General features: G+C 62.7%; 14 protein-coding genes and 1 pseudogene. 6 read left to right on the top strand and 9 right to left on the bottom strand.

Annotated elements, in window-relative coordinates; translation table 11 throughout:
• Positions 1 to 4 precede the first annotated feature (4 nt).
• The gene (locus AXW67_RS27720; RefSeq protein ID WP_063680440.1) at positions 5 to 373 is read right to left on the bottom strand and encodes a hypothetical protein; all 369 of its coding nucleotides are present in this window, start codon (positions 371 to 373) and stop codon (positions 5 to 7) included.
• A 94-nt stretch (positions 374 to 467) separates the two neighbouring features.
• Between AXW67_RS27720 and AXW67_RS27715 the strand changes: the two genes are divergently transcribed.
• The 3 genes from AXW67_RS27715 (at position 468) to AXW67_RS27705 (ending at position 3,547) form a co-directional block, all read left to right on the top strand.
• Complete coding sequence (locus AXW67_RS27715) at positions 468 to 965, top strand: hypothetical protein (RefSeq protein WP_063680439.1); 498 nt, start codon at positions 468 to 470, stop codon at positions 963 to 965.
• Positions 966 to 1,070: 105 nt separating this feature from the next.
• Positions 1,071 to 2,678 carry an acyl-CoA synthetase gene (locus AXW67_RS27710; RefSeq protein WP_063680438.1) on the top strand — a complete coding sequence of 536 codons (1,608 nt, stop codon included), beginning with the start codon at positions 1,071 to 1,073 and terminating at the stop codon, positions 2,676 to 2,678.
• Between the two features lie 8 nt (positions 2,679 to 2,686).
• Positions 2,687 to 3,547 (top strand): PCC domain-containing protein, encoded by an 861-nt coding sequence (locus AXW67_RS27705; protein ID WP_063680437.1) that lies wholly within the window; start codon positions 2,687 to 2,689, stop codon positions 3,545 to 3,547.
• 61 nt (positions 3,548 to 3,608) lie between these two features.
• Here the strand turns inward: AXW67_RS27705 and AXW67_RS27700 are convergent, their stop codons facing one another.
• Positions 3,609 to 5,684 carry a DUF1217 domain-containing protein gene (locus AXW67_RS27700; protein ID WP_063680436.1) on the bottom strand — a complete coding sequence of 692 codons (2,076 nt, stop codon included), beginning with the start codon at positions 5,682 to 5,684 and terminating at the stop codon, positions 3,609 to 3,611.
• A gap of 273 nt (positions 5,685 to 5,957) precedes the next feature.
• Here AXW67_RS27700 and AXW67_RS27695 point away from each other — a divergent pair, with 273 nt between their 5' ends.
• The 3 genes from AXW67_RS27695 to AXW67_RS27685 all read left to right on the top strand — a co-directional run bounded on the left by AXW67_RS27695 (position 5,958) and on the right by AXW67_RS27685 (position 8,381).
• Positions 5,958 to 6,725, top strand: a complete 768-nt coding sequence (locus tag AXW67_RS27695) for an AAA family ATPase (RefSeq protein ID WP_063680473.1) — start codon at positions 5,958 to 5,960, stop codon at positions 6,723 to 6,725.
• Between the two features lie 133 nt (positions 6,726 to 6,858).
• Complete coding sequence (locus AXW67_RS27690) at positions 6,859 to 7,425, top strand: SRPBCC family protein (protein ID WP_063680435.1); 567 nt, start codon at positions 6,859 to 6,861, stop codon at positions 7,423 to 7,425.
• A gap of 2 nt (positions 7,426 to 7,427) precedes the next feature.
• Complete coding sequence (locus AXW67_RS27685; protein ID WP_063680434.1) at positions 7,428 to 8,381, top strand: YVTN family beta-propeller repeat protein; 954 nt, start codon at positions 7,428 to 7,430, stop codon at positions 8,379 to 8,381.
• Between the two features lie 121 nt (positions 8,382 to 8,502).
• Here AXW67_RS27685 and AXW67_RS27680 read toward each other — a convergent pair whose 3' ends face one another.
• The 7 genes and pseudogenes from AXW67_RS27680 to AXW67_RS27655 form a co-directional block, all read right to left on the bottom strand.
• The gene (locus AXW67_RS27680; RefSeq protein ID WP_063680472.1) at positions 8,503 to 9,426 is read right to left on the bottom strand and encodes a nucleoside hydrolase; all 924 of its coding nucleotides are present in this window, start codon (positions 9,424 to 9,426) and stop codon (positions 8,503 to 8,505) included.
• A 35-nt stretch (positions 9,427 to 9,461) separates the two neighbouring features.
• On the bottom strand, positions 9,462 to 10,103 hold the full coding sequence (locus AXW67_RS27675; RefSeq protein ID WP_063680433.1) for an HAD-IA family hydrolase: 642 nt from the start codon (positions 10,101 to 10,103) through the stop codon (positions 9,462 to 9,464).
• 21 nt (positions 10,104 to 10,124) lie between these two features.
• Positions 10,125 to 11,384: a reverse transcriptase domain-containing protein gene (locus AXW67_RS27670; protein WP_063680432.1), complete on the bottom strand. Its 1,260-nt coding sequence runs from the start codon at positions 11,382 to 11,384 to the stop codon at positions 10,125 to 10,127.
• 523 nt (positions 11,385 to 11,907) lie between these two features.
• Entirely contained in the window at positions 11,908 to 14,883 is a 2,976-nt protein-coding gene (gene uvrA / locus AXW67_RS27665) for an excinuclease ABC subunit UvrA (RefSeq protein WP_063680431.1), read from the bottom strand.
• 335 nt (positions 14,884 to 15,218) lie between these two features.
• Positions 15,219 to 15,974 carry an outer membrane protein gene (locus AXW67_RS27660; RefSeq protein WP_063680430.1) on the bottom strand — a complete coding sequence of 252 codons (756 nt, stop codon included), beginning with the start codon at positions 15,972 to 15,974 and terminating at the stop codon, positions 15,219 to 15,221.
• A gap of 145 nt (positions 15,975 to 16,119) precedes the next feature.
• Positions 16,120 to 16,215, bottom strand: a pseudogene (locus AXW67_RS44880) (outer membrane protein); the annotation flags it as partial.
• Positions 16,216 to 16,219: 4 nt separating this feature from the next.
• On the bottom strand, positions 16,220 to 17,005 hold the full coding sequence (locus AXW67_RS27655; RefSeq protein ID WP_063680429.1) for an outer membrane protein: 786 nt from the start codon (positions 17,003 to 17,005) through the stop codon (positions 16,220 to 16,222).
• Positions 17,006 to 17,407: the final 402 nt, after the last annotated feature.

The following is a 17,407-nucleotide window of genomic DNA, read 5'->3' as shown; positions in this document are numbered from 1 at the left end:
CGGTTCAATCGGCGGCTTTGGCGAGCCGCGCGTCTTCAGGCTGCTGCCGCGGGCGCAGGCAACCCTGACAGATGACGAGGGAGCGGTTGATGTGAGCCTCCTGCTCGGCCTCGATACCGTCCTGAGCCTGCCACCATTCCTTCGAATAGGGTTGAATCCCGGCCTGCGCGTTGTTGTGCTCAGGTCTGGCGGCGGTCCGCATCGCGCGCGATGGCTCGGCGGTGGAATGTGGCTGATTGGGATTTTCTCCGACGCCATCCCAGGCATAGCGCGCCGGCGCGAAGGCCGGATCGGACGCTAGACGGGCTTGCGGAGCCACAGCACACCCGGCGAGCGCCAGCGACAACAGGAGGACGGCGGGCGCTTTGACCATGATGAGGCACTCTGTACGCGAGAACTGCGCGAGGTTGCGCCGATCATGTTTAAGATTCCCTGAACGATCGCGGCTGTGCGAACGACCAACGCGAATGCGACATCTGATTCTGCTGTTCGCTCTGCTCGCGACTGCCGCGCGCGCTGACGACGTAAAGCCGTTCAATCCGGCCGACTATCCGTCCGAGGTACAGAAGGCGCTGCGCTATGCCAACGAAGAGTGCGACAGCCAGGGCGGCGGGCAGGTAGTCTTTGCGCTGGACACGGTGCGCAGGATCGATCTGACCGGCGATGGCCGCGACGACTACATCGTCGATTTCCGCGACACCAAGTGCGGCGATCGCGAGACGACCTATTGCGGAACCGGCGGCTGCGTCCTCGACATCCTGGTGACGCTGCCGGATGGCAGCGTGCGTCCCGTCTTCGACGGCTATGTCCGCAGCTACCAGATCAAGGCGAAGCCGATGAAGCGCGGCGCTGCGCGAACCATGCGATTCGATCTGCATGGGAGTTTTTGCGGCGGCTTCGGCGCGCAGGCCTGCCTCAAGGAGAAGACCATCTCGGCGGCGCCGTTCGAGTTCAGGAAGCCGTAGGGCAGGTGCGCAGCCGGCGGCCTTGCGGGGCCGCGGGCGATGGCGATAAATGGGCCGCAAAGGGCGGGGCGCGTGCGCGCCGTCCGCCATCGATGAGGAAGCCCGATGCAGCCCCTGCGCATGTCCCGCCGCGTCATGAATCTCGCTTACATGCTGACCCAGAATGCGCGGCGGCACGGTTCGCGCCCCGGCTTCGTGTGGGGCGACAAATCCTGGACCTGGCGCGAGATCGATGCGCAGGTCTCGTCGCTGGCCGCCGCACTTGCCGCGCGCGGCATCAAGAAAGGGGACCGCATCCTCGTCCATTCCAAGAATGGCGACGAGATGTTCGTCTCGATGTTTTCGGCGTTCCGGCTCGGCGCGGTCTGGGTGCCCACCAATTTCCGCCTGATGCCCGACGAGGTCGCCTATCTCGCGCAGGCTTCCGGCGCGAAGGCGTTCCTGTGCCACGTCGATTTTCCAGAGCACGCCGCAGCCGTGAGTGGCGGCGCGCTGGAATTCACTTGGAGCATCGACGGCAAGGCTCCGTTCAGCGAGCGGACGGTGGCCGAGGCCATCGCCGCGCAGGCCAGCGCGGATGTCGCGAATGTCGACGTCGAATACGACGATCCCTGCTGGTTCTTCTTCACCTCCGGCACCACCGGCCGCTCCAAGGCTGCCGTGCTCACCCACGGCCAGATGGGATTCGTGATGACCAATCATCTGGCCGATCTCACGCCCGGTACGACGGAGCAAGACGCATCGCTCGTGGTGGCGCCGCTGTCGCATGGCGCCGGCGTGCACCAGTTGATGCAGACCGCGCGCGGCGCGCGCACCGTGCTGCTGCCGACGGAAAAATTCGACATCAACGAGGCGTTCCGCCTGATCGAGGCGCATCGCGTCAGCAATCTCTTCACGGTGCCGACAATCTTGAAGATGATGGTCGAGCATCCCGCCGCCGACAAATACGACCATTCCTCGCTGCGCCAGGTGATCTATGCCGGCGCGCCGATGTATCGCGAGGATCAGAAGGCCGCGCTGAAGAAGCTCGGCAAGGTCATCGTGCAGTATTTCGGCCTGGGCGAGGTCACCGGCAACATCACCGTGCTGCCGGCGGCACTGCATGATCCCGAGGACGGCCCGCATGCGAAGATCGGCACCTGCGGCTTCGAGCGCACCGGCATGCAGGTCTCGATCCAGGACGATGAAGGCCGCGAACTCGGGGCCAACCAGAGCGGCGAAATCTGCGTGATCGGTCCTGCGGTATTCGCCGGCTACTACGACAACCCCGAGGCCAATGCAAAAGCGTTCCGCAACGGCTGGTTCCGCACCGGCGATCTCGGCCACATGGACGAGGAGGGTTTTGTCTACATCACCGGCCGCGCCTCCGACATGTACATCTCCGGCGGCTCCAACATCTATCCGCGCGAGATCGAGGAGAAGATCTTGACGCATCCCGCGGTCGGCGAGGTCGCCGTGCTCGGCGTGCCCGACCCGACCTGGGGCGAGGTCGGCGTTGCCGTCTGCGTTGCGCGCGAAGGCGAGAAACCCGTGAGCGAAGCGGAGATGGCGGCGTTCCTGAGCCCGAAGGTGCCGCGCTACAAGATGCCGAAGCGGTTCTTCTTCTGGGAGGCGCTGCCGAAGTCCGGTTACGGCAAGATCCCCAAGCGCATGGTGCGCGATGAGCTCGAGGCGCGCGGGCTGCTCGAGCTTGACAAGACCAAGGCGGGCTGAGTGGCATCATGCGCAGCATCAAGCAGCCGGGCGCGCCGATCGCCGAGCGCATCCAATGGGTGGAGGCGAGGGGACGCGCCTTCTCGTTCACGCTCCAAGCCGGCCTGCCGCTGCTGGAAGCCGCGCGGCGTAGCTTTGCGGCAGAGGGATTTGCCGGCGGCGTGCTGAGGTTCCGGCGCGGCGCGCTCGGGCCGTTCGCCTACGTCATGCCGGCGCTCTCCAAGACGGATGAGAATGCTGCGTTCTACAGTGACACGTTCCGGCCCGGCGGCATCACGCAGACGAAGCTCGGCAGCATGACGCTTGGCTTGCGCGACGGAGCACCCTTCTTTCATTGCCACGGGCTCTGGATCGAGGCCGACGGCCGCGACAGCGGCGGCCACATGCTGCCGGATGAGACGATCGTCGCCGAACCGTTCGAGGTCGATGCCTTCGGGCTTGATGGTGCGATGTTCACCGCTGAACCTGATCCCGAAACGAATTTCAAACTGTTCGGGCCGGTGGCTGCTGTGAGCACCCGCGCGCGCACGACGAGCCGCGCCTTCGCGCTGCGGCTGCGGCCGAACCAGGATTTTGCGGAAGCGCTTGAAGGCTTCTGCCGCGCGCACGGCATCGCACGTGCGAAAATCCATGGCGGTGTCGGCTCGACCATCGGTGCACGCTTCACCCATGGCGGCGTGACCGAGCCGTTTGCCACCGAGTTGGCCCTGACGACCGGGACGATCGCGCCCGGCCAGTCCGGAGCGCTCGAAGCCGCGCTCGATGTCGCCCTGGTCGACTACACCGGCGGCCTCGCCGAGGGGCGCCTGATCCGCGGCGACAATCCGGTGCTGATGACCATGGAGCTGGTGCTGGAGGTGTTAGGCTAGTATCGGCGAGCGGGCCGGAACCCCGCGATCGTGACGCCGCAATAGATGCGGCGAGCGATCATCAGGGGTGAGCACGTAGCTTGGCAATGGCCAGGAACGTAGATTCACTTACCCCTGATATCGCTGAGCTCGATCCTTGAAAGAGGTTGAGCAAGGGAGATTGAGCCTGACCGGTGCTCTGGTTGTTCTTGATGTCATACATGGCGGTGAAACGGTTCAGCAGCTTTGCTACCTTCGCGGGATCGGACAGATCCTTGATCTTCATGAATCTGTCCACGAACTTGGCCTGCTGATCGATCGGCATCGCCGCCATCGAATCAGGCAGATCGAAGGTGGTCCTGAACACCTCCGAAAGAGCCTTGTCGGCAAGGATGTCGTATGCGGACGTGATTTCCCCCGCCTTTCGCTGGAAATAGAGCGCCAGGCGCACGCCGGGATTCGTATCCCCCTGCTGCTGCTCCAGGCTTTGCTGGAGATAGTTCGCCTGTGTTTCCCGAAATTGATCTCGCTTCTGAGGACCCATCATCGGCAGGCGCGCGACGTTGCCCTTGTTGTCGAAGTTGAACGACGCCACGATTTCAGCAAAGCGAGGATCGCTCTGCGTGTTCGCGAAGCTCTTTGGATTGCTCAGATCGGAGGCGAAGATCTTCTTGAGATATTCGGTGCTGACTTTCTTGGGCTCCAAGCCTTTGGCGACGAGAATGAAATCGACCATCTTCCGGTTTGCCAGCAGATCGGAAACGCTTCCGATGTCTGCGATTGCTTCCTGATAAGACGTCGCGTCTTTCTGGGCTTGTTCCCGAACTGCCTTCTGCTGCTGAGGGCTTGCCTGTTTCAGCGCCGCAATGACGTAGTTCCTGGCAATATCGAGGACCTCAGCCGAGTCCTGAGCCACCAAGGGAGTCGTCAGATTGCCTTTTGCGTCGAAGTTGAAGGCGCGTGCGAGCTCTACATACCGATCGTCCTTGAGGGTATATACGTAGCTCTTGGGGTCGCTGAGGTCGCTTTCGAGGACTGCCTTGACGGTGGCCTGCGAGACCTCTTTGGGATCGAGGCCGACGGCTCCCAGCGCAAAATCATACACGTTTGGTGTCGATACGAACGCCTGGACCGAATTGACCTTGAGGATGGCCGTTCTGAATTGCCTGATTGCAAAGGCTTCGTTCAGCGGGCTTGCCGCCGAATAGACCGCGGCCTTGCTGTCGTCGAACCTCTGTTTCGTGATCGTGACATTTGCAGCAGTCTGCGCGGACACACCTGGCGGAAGCGACCCGTCAGGCGAAAACTCGAACGCGCCGGCAAGGTCTACAAACCCGCCAATCGTCGCTATCTGGTCGCTGAGGCTGGAAATGCTGTTCGTATATGACTCCAGGTGATGTTGTTCTACCAGGATCTGGACCTTCAACTGGGTCACGTTGGCGCCCGGTTGCGATAGTTGAGCCGTATAGTCAGATATCTTTGAATTGGCGGCGCTGACATCCGATCGGGCTTGAGCAAGCTGGGCGTTGAGGCCAGTCAACTGAGAAGCGAAGGTGGTGTTGACGTAGCTGTTTGGATCGGATGGATTGCTGCGCAGGACCTGGCTGATCGTGTCGCGCGGCCATTTGGTTTGATCGATCCCATATGCCGAATAGACATAGTTGCGAAGACGGTCGTTGTTCAGGAGCTGGTCTGCACTGCTGATGTTGCCGATTTCTGCGCTGTAGTATGTCGAGTCGTCGGCAAGCGCATCGACCTGGTGCTTCTTGGTCGCCGTGTACAGACCGATCATCTCGTCGGTCTGGTTCTCCGATTGCGCAACCGGCGTTGCACTGCCATGGAAGGAAAATGCCGCGGCAAACTCCCGGTAACGCTTGTCCACCAGCTTGTTGACGAAGCTCTTTGAGTCGGAGAGGTCGCTCTCCAGCACTTTTTTCATGAAAGCCTTGGCGTACGCCATGTCTTCCAGGCCATACGCCTTCATCGCATAGTGATACAGGCGATAATCCTTCATAAAATCGTCGACGGTCTTCACCTTGCCGATGTTGGCTTTGTAATACGCGGCCTCTCGCGCCACGTCCGGTTGCTGTTCGACCCGCGTCAGGGACTGCTTGAGATTGCGCGTAATGTAGTTGTAACTGAAATACGTTGATACCATCGCGCATTCCTCGCGGCTTTGCGGTCCCGGACTTCCGTCAATCATTGCCGGGTCGCGAGGTGGAGGCTGGCCTCATGCCAGCAGACTGTCTGAGAGCTACGTCTTCTTAAGGCGATTCCGGTCCACAATCTTAGGTTTCAAATTGCGTCCAAGTGACGCATGTCGAGTTTGTTTCTATCTGTTTCTGTATGTTTCTCAGATGCGGCTTTCGCGAAGATTGCGTTCCTGATATGTTCCGATCAAGATAAGATCGGAATGGGTTGGGAGCCGGGCATGAGCCGAAGAGGCAGTCGAACGATCAACCTGCCTGCGCCGTATCTGAAGCGGGTCTGGCTCGACCCGACGAAAGTTCGCGATCGCGAGGTCTATCCGTTCTGCTTGCCGATCTTTCCGGATGATTTCGAACTCAACTTCGAAGCCGCCATCACGATCATCGTTGGAGAGAACGGCACCGGAAAGTCGACGATCCTCGAGGGCATCGCAGCGCTCGCCGGCTACGACGATGCCGGTGGCGGCAAAGGGTACATGCCGGTCGATCATTCCGAAGCACGCGAGAAGATGGGCGGCCAGCTCTCCAAGGCGCTGCGCGCAAGCTGGCTGCCGAAGATCACCAATGGCTGGTTTTTCCGCGCTGAGAGTTTTTTCTCGGTGGCGCGATATCTGGACAAGGCAGCGCGTGATGCTGGCCAGGTCGGCCCCGATTTCCTATCGCATTCCCACGGCGAAGGTTTCCTGCGATTCTTCGAAGAACGCTGCCAGCGCCAAGGCATCTTCATTTTTGATGAGCCGGAATCCGCACTCTCGCCGTCGCGCCAGATCGAATTCCTCAAGCTGCTGCGTCGCATGGAGGACTCCCGCATCTGCCAGGTCATCATGGCCACCCACGCGCCGCTGCTGATGGCCTATCCCAACGCGCGGCTGCTGCGGCTCGGGAAATATGAGCTGGAGCCGACGACGGTGGAGCAGACTGATCATTATCGGGTCATGCGGGAATTCTGTACCGATCCGCGCGGGTTCGTCGAGGCGACACTGGCGGAATAGGCGAAACATTCCCGACGGTAGGTCCCGCCACGGCGGTGCCACGAACTTGTCTCCCCACGGTCCAAAAATGCGTTACGATGACCCCAGCGCGCACCAATCGCGCAAGGTCAAAGAGACGAGATGAGGACACGACATGAGGGTGACGATCGGTAAGGCGATCGCCGGGGTGGCGGCGCTGGCGGTGGTGGGGATGGTGTTGACGGCGGCTTTTGAGCCGGCTTGGGCGCACGGGCCGACCCGGCAGAAGGTGCGTGAATCCATCGAAATCAATGCTCCGCCGGCCAAGGTGTGGGCGGTGATCGGCAATTTCCAGGACATGAGCTGGCTGGCGCCGGTCACCAAGACCGAGGGCGAGAAGGGCAATGAGATCGGCGCGACGCGACGGCTGACGCTGACCGGCGGGGCCACCGTCGATGAGGAACTCTACAAGTTCGACGCCGGCGCGATGACCTATTCCTACCGGATCACCGCCGTCGACGTGAAGGTGCTGCCGGTCAACAACTATTCCTCGACGCTCACGGTGACGCCGAGCGCCGACGGCAAGGGGTCGACGGTGGAATGGGCCGGTGCGTTCTACCGCGGCTTTCCCAACAATGATCCGCCGCCCGAGCTGAATGACGAAGCCTCGGTCAAGGCGGTGAAGGGGCTCTATCAGGCCGGCCTCGAGGCGCTGAAGAAGAAGATCGAGAGCGGAAGCTGACCGTGCGGGCCCTGGTTCTGGCGGCGCTCGCCGCCAGCCTTGGTAGCGCCGGCCTTGCCAGCGCGTCGGCCGAAGAGGCGTTCGTCACCAACCAGCTCAGCGACGATCTGATGATCGTGGACCTCGCCACCTCGCGCGCGGTCGCGACCATCCCGATCGGCGGCAAGCCGGCGGGCGTGGCGGTCACGGCCGACGGACGCTTTGCCTATGTGACGAGCCCGGATGCCAAGGCGGTGACGGTGGTGGACGCCGCAACGCGGCAGGTCGCCGGCCGGATCGATGTCGGCGGCGGGCCGCTCGGAATCGCCGTCGCGCCCGATGGTCGTACCGTCTATGTCGCCGATTGGTACGCTGCGGCGGTCCGCGTGGTCGACCCGGCGGCGCGCAGCGTCGTCGCCAGTATCACGGTCGGCGCCTCGCCGTCCGGGCTCGCGGTGACGCCCGACGGCCGGCTGCTGCTTTCGGCGGATCGCGACGACGACAGCGTCTCGGTCGTGGACACGGCGACGCGCGAGCGCAAGGCAATCATCAAGGTCGGCACGCGCCCATTCGGCGTCACCATCGATCCTGACGGCAAGCGCGCCTACACCGCCAATGTCGGCTCGAACGACGTCTCGGTCATCGACATCGCCGCTGGCAACGAGATCGGCCGCGTGCCGGTCGGGATGCGCCCTTATGCGGTGGCGCTGACCCTCGGCCGTGGCTTCGTCACCGACCAGTATGGCGGCACCGTCAGCGTGTTCGATACAGCGACGCTGAAGCCGGTCAAGCGCATCACCGTCGGCGACTATCCCGAAGGCATCGCCGCAACCGCGGACGGCAAGCGCATCATCGTGGCCAATTGGGAGAGCAATACGCTCAGTATCATCGACGCGGCCGAGCTGAAGGTGATCGGCGAGATCAAGACCGGCGACGGCCCGCGCGCGTTCGGGACGTTTTTGCGCCGGACGGAGTAGGCGATTGTAGGGTGGGTTAGTTAGCCGAAGGCGTAACCCACCACTGGCTATCACCGCGGAAACGAAACAGGTGGGTTACGCCAGCGGACTGCGCTTCGCGCAGCCGCGGGGCTAATCCACCCTACGAGCTCGACTCGGCAAACGCCTTCAGCTTCAGGAAAAAATCCCTCAGGATCGGATTGCGATCCACGTAGGTCACGTAGCGGATCGCATGCCGCCGGCGATCGATGCTCCACGTGATCTGATCCGTGACGATCGGCGCCGGGATGATCACGCTCGGTGCCCACACGGGGTTGAGCAGCCAGCCGACCGGGGCCATGTCCCAAATCTCCTTGGCCCAGCCAAGATGGTCGGACGAATACTCCTTGAAGCGCATGGCGAGGAACGCGCCGATGCTGCCGTGCGGCTCGACGTAGCGCTCGATCTCCGGCACCGTGCAGTGCAGGTGCGAGGTGACGCCCCTGCAGGGCACGAGAACCAGCGGCACGCCGCTGTCGAACAGCACTTGCGCGCCGCCGACATCCTGCTTGAGATTGAACTCGATGGTATCAGGCCATTCGAGCGCATGGCCGCCGAGCCAGACCACCACCACGCGATCGATGATATCGGGGGCCTTGAGCAGCGCCGACGCGACATTGCTGATGGCGCCGATGGCAATGACGTAGAGCGGATGGTCAGGCGAGCCGGCGCGCGCCCGGGCTATGAGGTCATCGACGGCGGGCGCCGCCTGCGCCGTCTTGCCGGGGCCGACATAATCGGTGACGCCGCGATGGACGAGGCCCTCCGGCGCGATGTTCAGGCGTTCCAGCAGGCGAAGGATTTCCTGATAGCTCAGCTCCATGCCGTGGCCGGGGCTGTCCGACCGTTTGTTGAAGAACGGCGCGGCGTAGATCGCCTCGACGTCAAGGCGGTCCTTCGACAGCAGCATCTGCACCAGCGCGAACTGATCGTCGATCTCGTTATAGGTGTCGGTGTCGAGCACGACGCGCACCTTGCCGACCGGCGGCTCCAGCAGTTTCAGGCGGGCTGCGTCCGTGAGGGTCATCACCGTCTCCTTGGGCCGTGCGTGGCGATTGCGGATCAGGCCTTGAGCGGAATCCGGCAAACCACGTCCGCGATCTCCTCCATCTGCGCGAACATGTGGTCGGGCGCAAGCGCCTGCAACGCCGCCGGCGCGGCATAGCCCCAGTTTACGGCGCCGCAGGCAATGCCCACCGCGCGCGCGGCTTCGATGTCGCGGACCTCGTCGCCGATCGCGATGACCTTCGCCGGAGCGACGCCGGCGCGCCGGATCACGCGGCGGAATTTGGCCGGCTTGCCGAACACCGAGGCAGCGCAGTCGAAATGCGCGAACAGCGCCGCGGCGTCGCCGAGCTTGGCCCGCGCATTGGCTTCGCTGTCGGAGCTCACGAGGGCCAACTGCACGCCCTTGTCCCCGAGCCTCTGCAGCATCGCCTCGACGCCCGCAAACAGCGGAATCTCCGCAGCCGCCTCCGCCTTCAGCCGCCGCGCATGCCGCGCGATCGCCGGCAGCTTCCACACGGGCACCTCAAGGCGGGCGAGGATCTCGCGCGTCGAGGCATGCCGCAGCCCCTCGACCTCTTCATCGGCCACGCGGCGAAAGCCGAAGCGGTCGGCGACATCGTTGATGGTGCGCAGAAACCACGGAAAGCTGTCGGCCAGCGTGCCGTCGAGATCGAAGATGGCGAGGGAGTAGGGCATGGAGGGGCGCGATCGGCCGCGTCACCAACCGAGATCGTGCAGCGGTTCGGGAGCCGCGACATCTTCTATCGAAAGAAAGCGCTTTGCGCCTGGATCGAGATCCCCGATCACGTCTGGGCCAAAGATGTCGGTGTACAGATTTGACTGCACGGTTTTCATCGTGCGTTCTAGGTCCGACAAAAATCGTACGTAATTGCTAGCTTGATGATAAGCTCCAAGGTACGCCGCAACGGATCTAGACAACGCTAGAATAGCGTCACTCAGGGTCTTTATGTTCGGTGACTTCACGATATTTGAGTAAGAGTATTCTGTTTCGAGTCGATCCCGAATTTTGCGGATTTGCAGAGGGGAGACCCGCGCCACATATTTCGATAGCGATCCCAGAAATGCTATCTCCAATCCTAAGAAGAAGACGTTTTCCTCGGGACCGTGCAGTGTTGTCTTTGCGTGTGACAGCTTTAAACCTGCTCTCGCAAGCTGATTTTCTACGAATTTCTGACCGCGCTTTGCTTCCTCTCTTGAACCGAAAAATAGCAGGAGATCGTCTGCGTAGCGTACCATTGGGATTCGGCGTCGCTCTATAGCGCGATCAAATTTCGAGAGCACTAGATTGGCAAGAATCGGCGATAGCGGCATGCCTTGACGTATTCCTGACCCGTGGCGGATTCCTTGACGTGCCGCTCGTTCTTGTACATCGGAGGCTCCCTTGATCTCGCAGTCAATCGCTTTGCAGATCATCGGAACTAGACTGTGATCGCCAAGGGTTGCTGCAACTTTCTGCTTGAGGAGCTGACGCGGCACCTGATCGAAGAAGCTTTCGATGTCGGTCTTGAGACACCACTCGTAGACAGATCGGAGTTCTACTGCTCTTGCGATCGCGTCCGAAGTGCCCAGCCCCCGTATAAAGCCGAAGGACGACGAGTTGCGGATCGGAATCTTTCGCGACGAGACGAGATACTCGACGATCGTTCTCTGAACCAGCCGGTCTCTAACAGTGGGGATACAAATCACCCGCTCCTTGTTGGAGCCAGGCTTTTCAATGAATACCGGTCTGAGCCGTGAAAACCCGTAGCTTCCGTCGTGAAGACGTTTGACGACCTGGTCGAGATCGGAATCTAGATTGGCGGCAAACTGCTTCGCAGACTCGTTGTCGATTCCCGGCGCTCCCGCTCGTTTGCTTGAGTCGCGGGACTCGTCCCAAACATGGCGGAGGCGAGACTTCGAAAGAATTCTGAGCGGCTTGCTCTGCCGAACACTACCCACAGGCTTAGGTTCGAGCATGGGTGCAGCCTAAGCCTGATGGAAGTGGCGACACGATTGCGTCGATGACGCACCTGTTGTGTCGGCGACGTTCGCAGCCGGCACGCTTGCGCGCGTCGATCGCAACGTCGCGTTGATCCCCGCTCTAAGAGACAGACTTGCATCCGGCTCAAACGCGGCGCGTTCAAAGTAGGTCCAAATCACGCACAGCGCGAGAAGAACAAACCGTGAACGCGAGGTGTTGTGGCACCGTTCCCCGACCCGGGCGGCGCCGTTACAAATGCGCTTAGCCCGCTTCGACTTCTGCACCCCAGGCATGGGCACCTCCGTTTGCTCTTGGCGACACGATTGCGTCGATGACGCACCTGTTGTGTCGGCGACGTTCGCAGCCGGCACGCTTGCGCGCGTCGATCGCAACGCTCCAAGAACAGACGTTTGTGAGGGGCGTCCCCGAGAGAGAAACGATACCCAACGAAAGCGAACATATGTCGAACTGGCGACAAGCGCCAGTGCTCATGTTCGTCGATCCACAGCAGTTAGCGCACTACTCCGCCGCCTCGCTCGTGCTCCGCCGCTTCGGCTTGCGCGCCTTCTTCAGCACCGGCTCCAGGAACTTGCCCGTGTAGCTCCGCGGTGCCTTGACGATGTCCTCGGGCGGGCCCCAGGCGACGATTTCGCCGCCGCCATCGCCGCCTTCGGGGCCGAGGTCGATCACCCAGTCGGCGGTCTTGATGACTTCGAGATTGTGCTCGATGACGACGACGGTGTTGCCCTGAGCGACCAGCTCGTGCAGCACCTCCAAGAGCTTCTTGACGTCGTGGAAGTGCAGGCCGGTGGTCGGCTCGTCCAGGATGTAGAGCGTGCGCCCCGTCGCGCGCTTCGACAGCTCCTTCGCCAGCTTGACGCGCTGGGCTTCGCCGCCGGAGAGGGTCGTGGCCTGCTGGCCGACATGGATGTAGTCGAGGCCGACGCGGTGCAGCGTGTTGAAGGTTTCGCGGACGCGCGGGACGGCCTTGAAGAACTCGGCGGCCTCCTCGACGGTCATGTCGAGGACGTCGGCGATGCTCTTGCCCTTGAACAGGACCTCCAGCGTCTCGCGGTTGTAGCGCTTGCCCTTGCAGACGTCGCAGGTGACGTAGACGTCGGGCAGGAAGTGCATCTCGATCTTGATGACGCCGTCGCCCTGGCAGGCCTCGCAGCGACCGCCCTTGACGTTGAAGGAGAAGCGGCCGGGCTCGTAGCCGCGCGCCTTGGCTTCAGGGAGCCCAGCGAACCACTCGCGGATCGGGGTGAAGGCGCCGGTATAGGTCGCGGGGTTGGAGCGCGGGGTGCGACCGATCGGCGACTGGTCGATGTCGATGATCTTGTCGATGTGCTCGAGGCCCTCGATGCGGTCGTGTGGTGCTGCGCCTTCGCTCGCGCCGTTCAGCTTGCGCGCGATCGCCCGGTAGAGCGTGTCGATCAGCAGCGTCGACTTGCCGCCGCCGGAGACGCCGGTGACGCAGGTGAACAGGCCGAGCGGGATTTCGGCGGTGACGTTCTTGAGGTTATTGCCGCGCGCGTTCACCACCTTGATGGTGCGGCGATGGTTCGGCGGACGCCGATCCGGTACCTCGACCTCGAGCTCGCCGGTGAGATATTTGCCGGTCAGCGATTTCGGGTTGCGCATGATCTCCGCGGGCGTGCCTTCGGCGACGATGTGGCCGCCATGCATGCCGGCGCCCGGGCCGATGTCGAGCACGTAGTCGGCAAGGCGAATGGCGTCCTCGTCATGCTCGACCACGACCACGGTATTGCCGAGGTCGCGCAGGCGCTTCAGCGTATCGAGCAGGCGCGCGTTGTCGCGCTGGTGCAGGCCGATCGAGGGCTCGTCCAGCACGTAGAGCACGCCCGTCAGACCCGAGCCGATCTGCGAGGCCAGGCGGATGCGCTGGCTCTCGCCACCGGACAGCGTGCCGGAGGAACGCGAGAGGGTGAGATAGTTGAGGCCGACGTCGAGCAGGAAGGTCAGGCGCTCGCGGATCTCCTTGAGGATGCGGCCCGCGATCTCCTTCTGCTGCGCGTTCAGTGCCTCCGGCACGCCCTCGAACCACTCGCCGGCGCGCTTGACCGACAGCTCCGAGATCTCGCCGATATGCTTGCCGCCGATCTTGACGCAGAGCGCCTCCGGCTTGAGCCGGAAGCCCTTGCAACCCTCGCAGGGGACGTCGTGGAAATACTTCGCCAGCTCCTCGCGCGCCCACTCGCTCTCGGTCTCGCGATAGCGGCGGTTGATGTTGGTGATGACGCCCTCGAACGGCTTCTTGGTGTCGTAGGAGCGCACGCCGTCTTCATAGGAGAACTTGATCTCGTCCTCGCCGGAGCCATAGAGGATCGCGTTCTGCGTTTTCTTGGGCAGATCCTTCCATTTGGCGGTTTGCGCGAACTTGTAATGTTTGCCAAGCGCAATCAGCGTCTGAATGTAATAGGGCGATGACGACTTGGCCCAGGGCGCGATCGCGCCCTTGCCAATGGCGAGCTCCTTATCGGGGACGACGAGATCTTCGTCGACATGCTGCTCGACGCCGAGGCCGCCGCAGGCCGGGCAGGCGCCATAGGGGTTGTTGAATGAGAACAGTCGCGGCTCGATCTCGGGAATGGTGAAGCCGGAGACCGGGCAGGCGAACTTTTCCGAGAACAGGATGCGTTCGGGGCCGCTCTTGTCGTGGATCTTCGCGGTCTTCTTTTTCTCCTCGGCAGGAGCTGCCGCCGGCGCGTCGGCGAACTCGACGACGGCTAGTCCCTCGGCGAGCTTCAGCGCGGTCTCGAAGCTTTCGGCAAGCCGCTGGCCGATATCGGCGCGCACCACGATGCGGTCGACCACGACGTCGACGTCGTGCGGGAATTTCTTGTCGAGGCTCGGCGCCTCCGCGAGCTCGTAGAAGGTGCCGTCGATCTTGACGCGCTGAAAGCCCTTCTTGAGCCATTCGGCGAGCTCCTTCTTGTACTCGCCCTTGCGGCCGCGCACGACCGGCGCGAGCAGATAGAGGCGGGTGCCTTCGGGCAGCGCCAGCACTCGGTCGACCATCTGCGAGACGGTCTGGCTCTCGATCGGCAGGCCTGTGGCGGGCGAATAGGGCACGCCGACGCGCGCCCAGAGCAGGCGCATGTAGTCGTAGATCTCGGTCACCGTGCCGACGGTGGAGCGCGGGTTCTTCGAGGTGGTCTTCTGCTCGATCGAGATCGCCGGCGACAGGCCGTCGATCTGGTCGACGTCCGGCTTCTGCATCATCTCCAGGAACTGGCGCGCATAGGCCGACAGCGACTCCACGTAGCGGCGCTGGCCTTCGGCATAGATCGTGTCGAAGGCGAGCGAGGATTTGCCGGAGCCGGACAGACCCGTGAACACCACGAGCTTGTCGCGCGGAATCTCGACGTCGATGTTCTTGAGGTTGTGCTCGCGCGCGCCACGGATCGTAATTGCGCGCAGGCTCGAGCCCGCGTTCTGCTGTTGGCGCTTCGCCTTGATCACTTCATCCATCCTGGTGGTCCCCAAGAACCCAAAGAGCAAACCCAACGGGAAAATCCCAAAGGCGCGCGGCCGCGCCAGCGTTCAGGCGCGCTTTGCCCGGAACCGGGATTGGCGCCGATGGGTAGTCAGCGAACGTAGGAAGAACGGGGACGGATTTCCAGTGCGACTTGCGAATCGTCAACGGATTGTTGGCGCGCTGGCGGCACGTGGCAGTAGCAACGCCCGCAGCGTTCGGAAAGCCGAAGGGCCGACGCGAGGCCGGCCCTTCGTTCGTGGGCGGGAAGCGGATCGCTTGATGCGCGCTTGAGCCGGCCTTGGCGGGTTCCTGCGGACGGAATCAGGAATCAGTATCTGGCGACGAGGGGACCGCCCCAGCGGTAGTTGACGCGGATCACGCCGATGTCGATGTCCTGGCCGATCCGATCGGTGCGCGCGAGCAGGCCGCCCGGCACGGTGGCGAAGTCGGCGCTGTGATGGCCCAGGAACACGTGGTCGTACTCGCCGCCGACCGACCAGTTCTCGGCAAAGCCGTACTCGATGCCGAAGCCCACCGCGTAGCCCCAGCGGGTCTGGTTGACGCTGTTGAACACCGTCGCCGGAACGCCGGGGACGAAAGTGTCGTATTTGTCGCGCGCCACCGCGGCGCCGGTTTTTCCGTAGAACAGCAGGCTGTTCACGGCGTAGCCGAGCTGGCCGGTGAACAGGCCGAACCCATCGATCCTGGTCTGGTTCGTGAACGCGGGCCGTGCGACGCTGACATTGCTGCCCTTGAAGTCGGCCCAGTTGCCCTGGCCCTCCAGCCCGAAGACCCAGTGCGCCTTCTGCCAGCGATAGCCGATCTGTCCGCCGATCGTGCCGCCGCTCGCATTGTGGCAGCCTTCGCCGGCGGCCGGGTCCACGACGGCGCCGAGCGCGTCGGTGATGCCCCAGCACGCATGCGCAAGGCCGCCGCCGCCGTTGATGCCGGCATAGACGCCGGTCCAGTCATAGGCGAGCACGGGAGCCACCGGCGCCTTGTACAGCGGTAGATCGGCGGCGCCGGCCGGCGCGAGCGCGCCGAGTGCGAACAGGCTGACTGATGCCAGCAGCAACGTCTTCATTTCAATTCCCCAACTGTCCCGACTCGATCGCCGGCGTTTGCACACCGCACTCTCGATTCCATGACGGTTGGGCGCGACGCCGCGCGAAAACAAAAAGGCCGGCGCGAGGCCGGCCTTTCGTGACGTAAGACGTCGTTCGAGAAGATCAGTACTTCGCGACGATCGGGCCGCCGAAGTGATAGTTCACGCCGACCTGAACGGTGTGGAAGTTGAGCGTGCCGGTGGGCAGCGCGCCGGAGAAGATATCAGTACTTTGCGATGGCCGGACCGCCCCAGCGATAGTTCAGGCGGACGAGGCCCATGTCGACATCCTGGCCGATCCGCTCCGAGCGCGTGGCAACGCCGAGGGGCGCAATGAGGAAGTTGCCGGAACCGGTGAAGGTGGTGGTGTGATGTCCGAGGAAGATGTGGTCGTATTCGACGCCGACCGACCAGTTCGGAGCGAAGCCGTACTCGAATCCGGCACCCACCGTACCACCCCAGCGGGTCTCGTTGGCCCGATCGAATTCCAGGCCGTTGGCCACAGCGAAGCTGCGATATTGGTCACCGACGACGGCGGCGCCGCCCTTCACGTAAAACAGGGCGTTATTCCAGGCGTAGCCGACCTGACCGGTGATCAGACCAAAGGCGTCGATCCTCGAACGATTGCGAAGGCCGGGCGCAACCACGAACGTCGTGCTGATGTTGTCGCCGGTGAAGTCGGCCCAGTTGCCCTGACCTTCGACGCCGAACACCCAATTGGTCGACTGCCAGCGATAGCCGATCTGGCCACCGACCGTGCCGCCGGTCGCATTGTGGCAGCCTTCGCGTGTGACGACTGCGCCGCCGAGGGCGAGGAAATCCCAGCAATTGTGGCTCGATCCGCCACCGCCGTTGATGCCGATGTAGAAGCCGCTCCAGTCGTAGATCGCGGCGACCGCCATCGGCGGAGCCTTGGTGTACGGACGCGCAGCGAGGTCCGCCGCGTTCGCAGGAGCCGCCAGGCTAAGGGCCGCCACAGCTCCGATTGCACCCACCAAAATCTTATTCATTGCAGTCTCCCCGGTTTCGTCCGCTTCTTGAAATCCCCGAAGCGGTCAATCAGGCGCGACGCCCGTATTAATTAATTCCGAGTCAGACCGTAGCTGAATGCCGCACCGAAGTCCGTCTCCGAAATGCAACAGTCACGGGCGAACGAGCGGTCTGTAAGCTAATGAATGTTAAATAGTTTTCCCGTTCGCGGGAACTCGAAAAGGTTCCATCCGGCTTGCCCTCATATCGATGCATCCTTGTCATTTAGCTGTCTTATTCCGCCTCGGTTTGCTGAGGAACAAATCTGGAACAAAGTGGCTGTCGGTGCTATATGTGGGGATAAGTTGGGGGATGGCGGGCTGACCGGCGCCTGCGAGCGTATAGGGTCCCCTTAGCAGGCGGCGGATGGCGCGACAGCGCGC

Source organism: Bradyrhizobium neotropicale, assembly GCF_001641695.1.
Taxonomy (GTDB): domain Bacteria; phylum Pseudomonadota; class Alphaproteobacteria; order Rhizobiales; family Xanthobacteraceae; genus Bradyrhizobium; species Bradyrhizobium neotropicale.
This window is presented reverse-complemented; position numbering and strand designations above follow the sequence as displayed.

Bases quoted from the DNA above. Each gene is read 5' to 3' on its own strand.
- AXW67_RS27670 (WP_063680432.1), bottom strand. From the start codon at position 11,384: ATGCTCGAACCTAAGCCTGTGGGTAGTGTTCGGCAGAGCAAGCCGCTC.
- AXW67_RS27710 (WP_063680438.1), top strand. From the start codon at position 1,071: ATGCAGCCCCTGCGCATGTCCCGCCGCGTCATGAATCTCGCTTACATG.
- AXW67_RS27675 (WP_063680433.1), bottom strand. From the start codon at position 10,103: ATGCCCTACTCCCTCGCCATCTTCGATCTCGACGGCACGCTGGCCGAC.
- AXW67_RS27690 (WP_063680435.1), top strand. From the start codon at position 6,859: ATGAGGGTGACGATCGGTAAGGCGATCGCCGGGGTGGCGGCGCTGGCG.
- AXW67_RS27695 (WP_063680473.1), top strand. From the start codon at position 5,958: ATGAGCCGAAGAGGCAGTCGAACGATCAACCTGCCTGCGCCGTATCTG.
- AXW67_RS27655 (WP_063680429.1), bottom strand. From the start codon at position 17,005: ATGAATAAGATTTTGGTGGGTGCAATCGGAGCTGTGGCGGCCCTTAGC.
- AXW67_RS27680 (WP_063680472.1), bottom strand. From the start codon at position 9,426: ATGACCCTCACGGACGCAGCCCGCCTGAAACTGCTGGAGCCGCCGGTC.
- AXW67_RS27720 (WP_063680440.1), bottom strand. From the start codon at position 373: ATGGTCAAAGCGCCCGCCGTCCTCCTGTTGTCGCTGGCGCTCGCCGGG.
- uvrA (WP_063680431.1), bottom strand. From the start codon at position 14,883: ATGGATGAAGTGATCAAGGCGAAGCGCCAACAGCAGAACGCGGGCTCG.
- AXW67_RS27660 (WP_063680430.1), bottom strand. From the start codon at position 15,974: ATGAAGACGTTGCTGCTGGCATCAGTCAGCCTGTTCGCACTCGGCGCG.
- AXW67_RS27705 (WP_063680437.1), top strand. From the start codon at position 2,687: ATGCGCAGCATCAAGCAGCCGGGCGCGCCGATCGCCGAGCGCATCCAA.
- AXW67_RS27715 (WP_063680439.1), top strand. From the start codon at position 468: ATGCGACATCTGATTCTGCTGTTCGCTCTGCTCGCGACTGCCGCGCGC.
- AXW67_RS27700 (WP_063680436.1), bottom strand. From the start codon at position 5,684: ATGGTATCAACGTATTTCAGTTACAACTACATTACGCGCAATCTCAAG.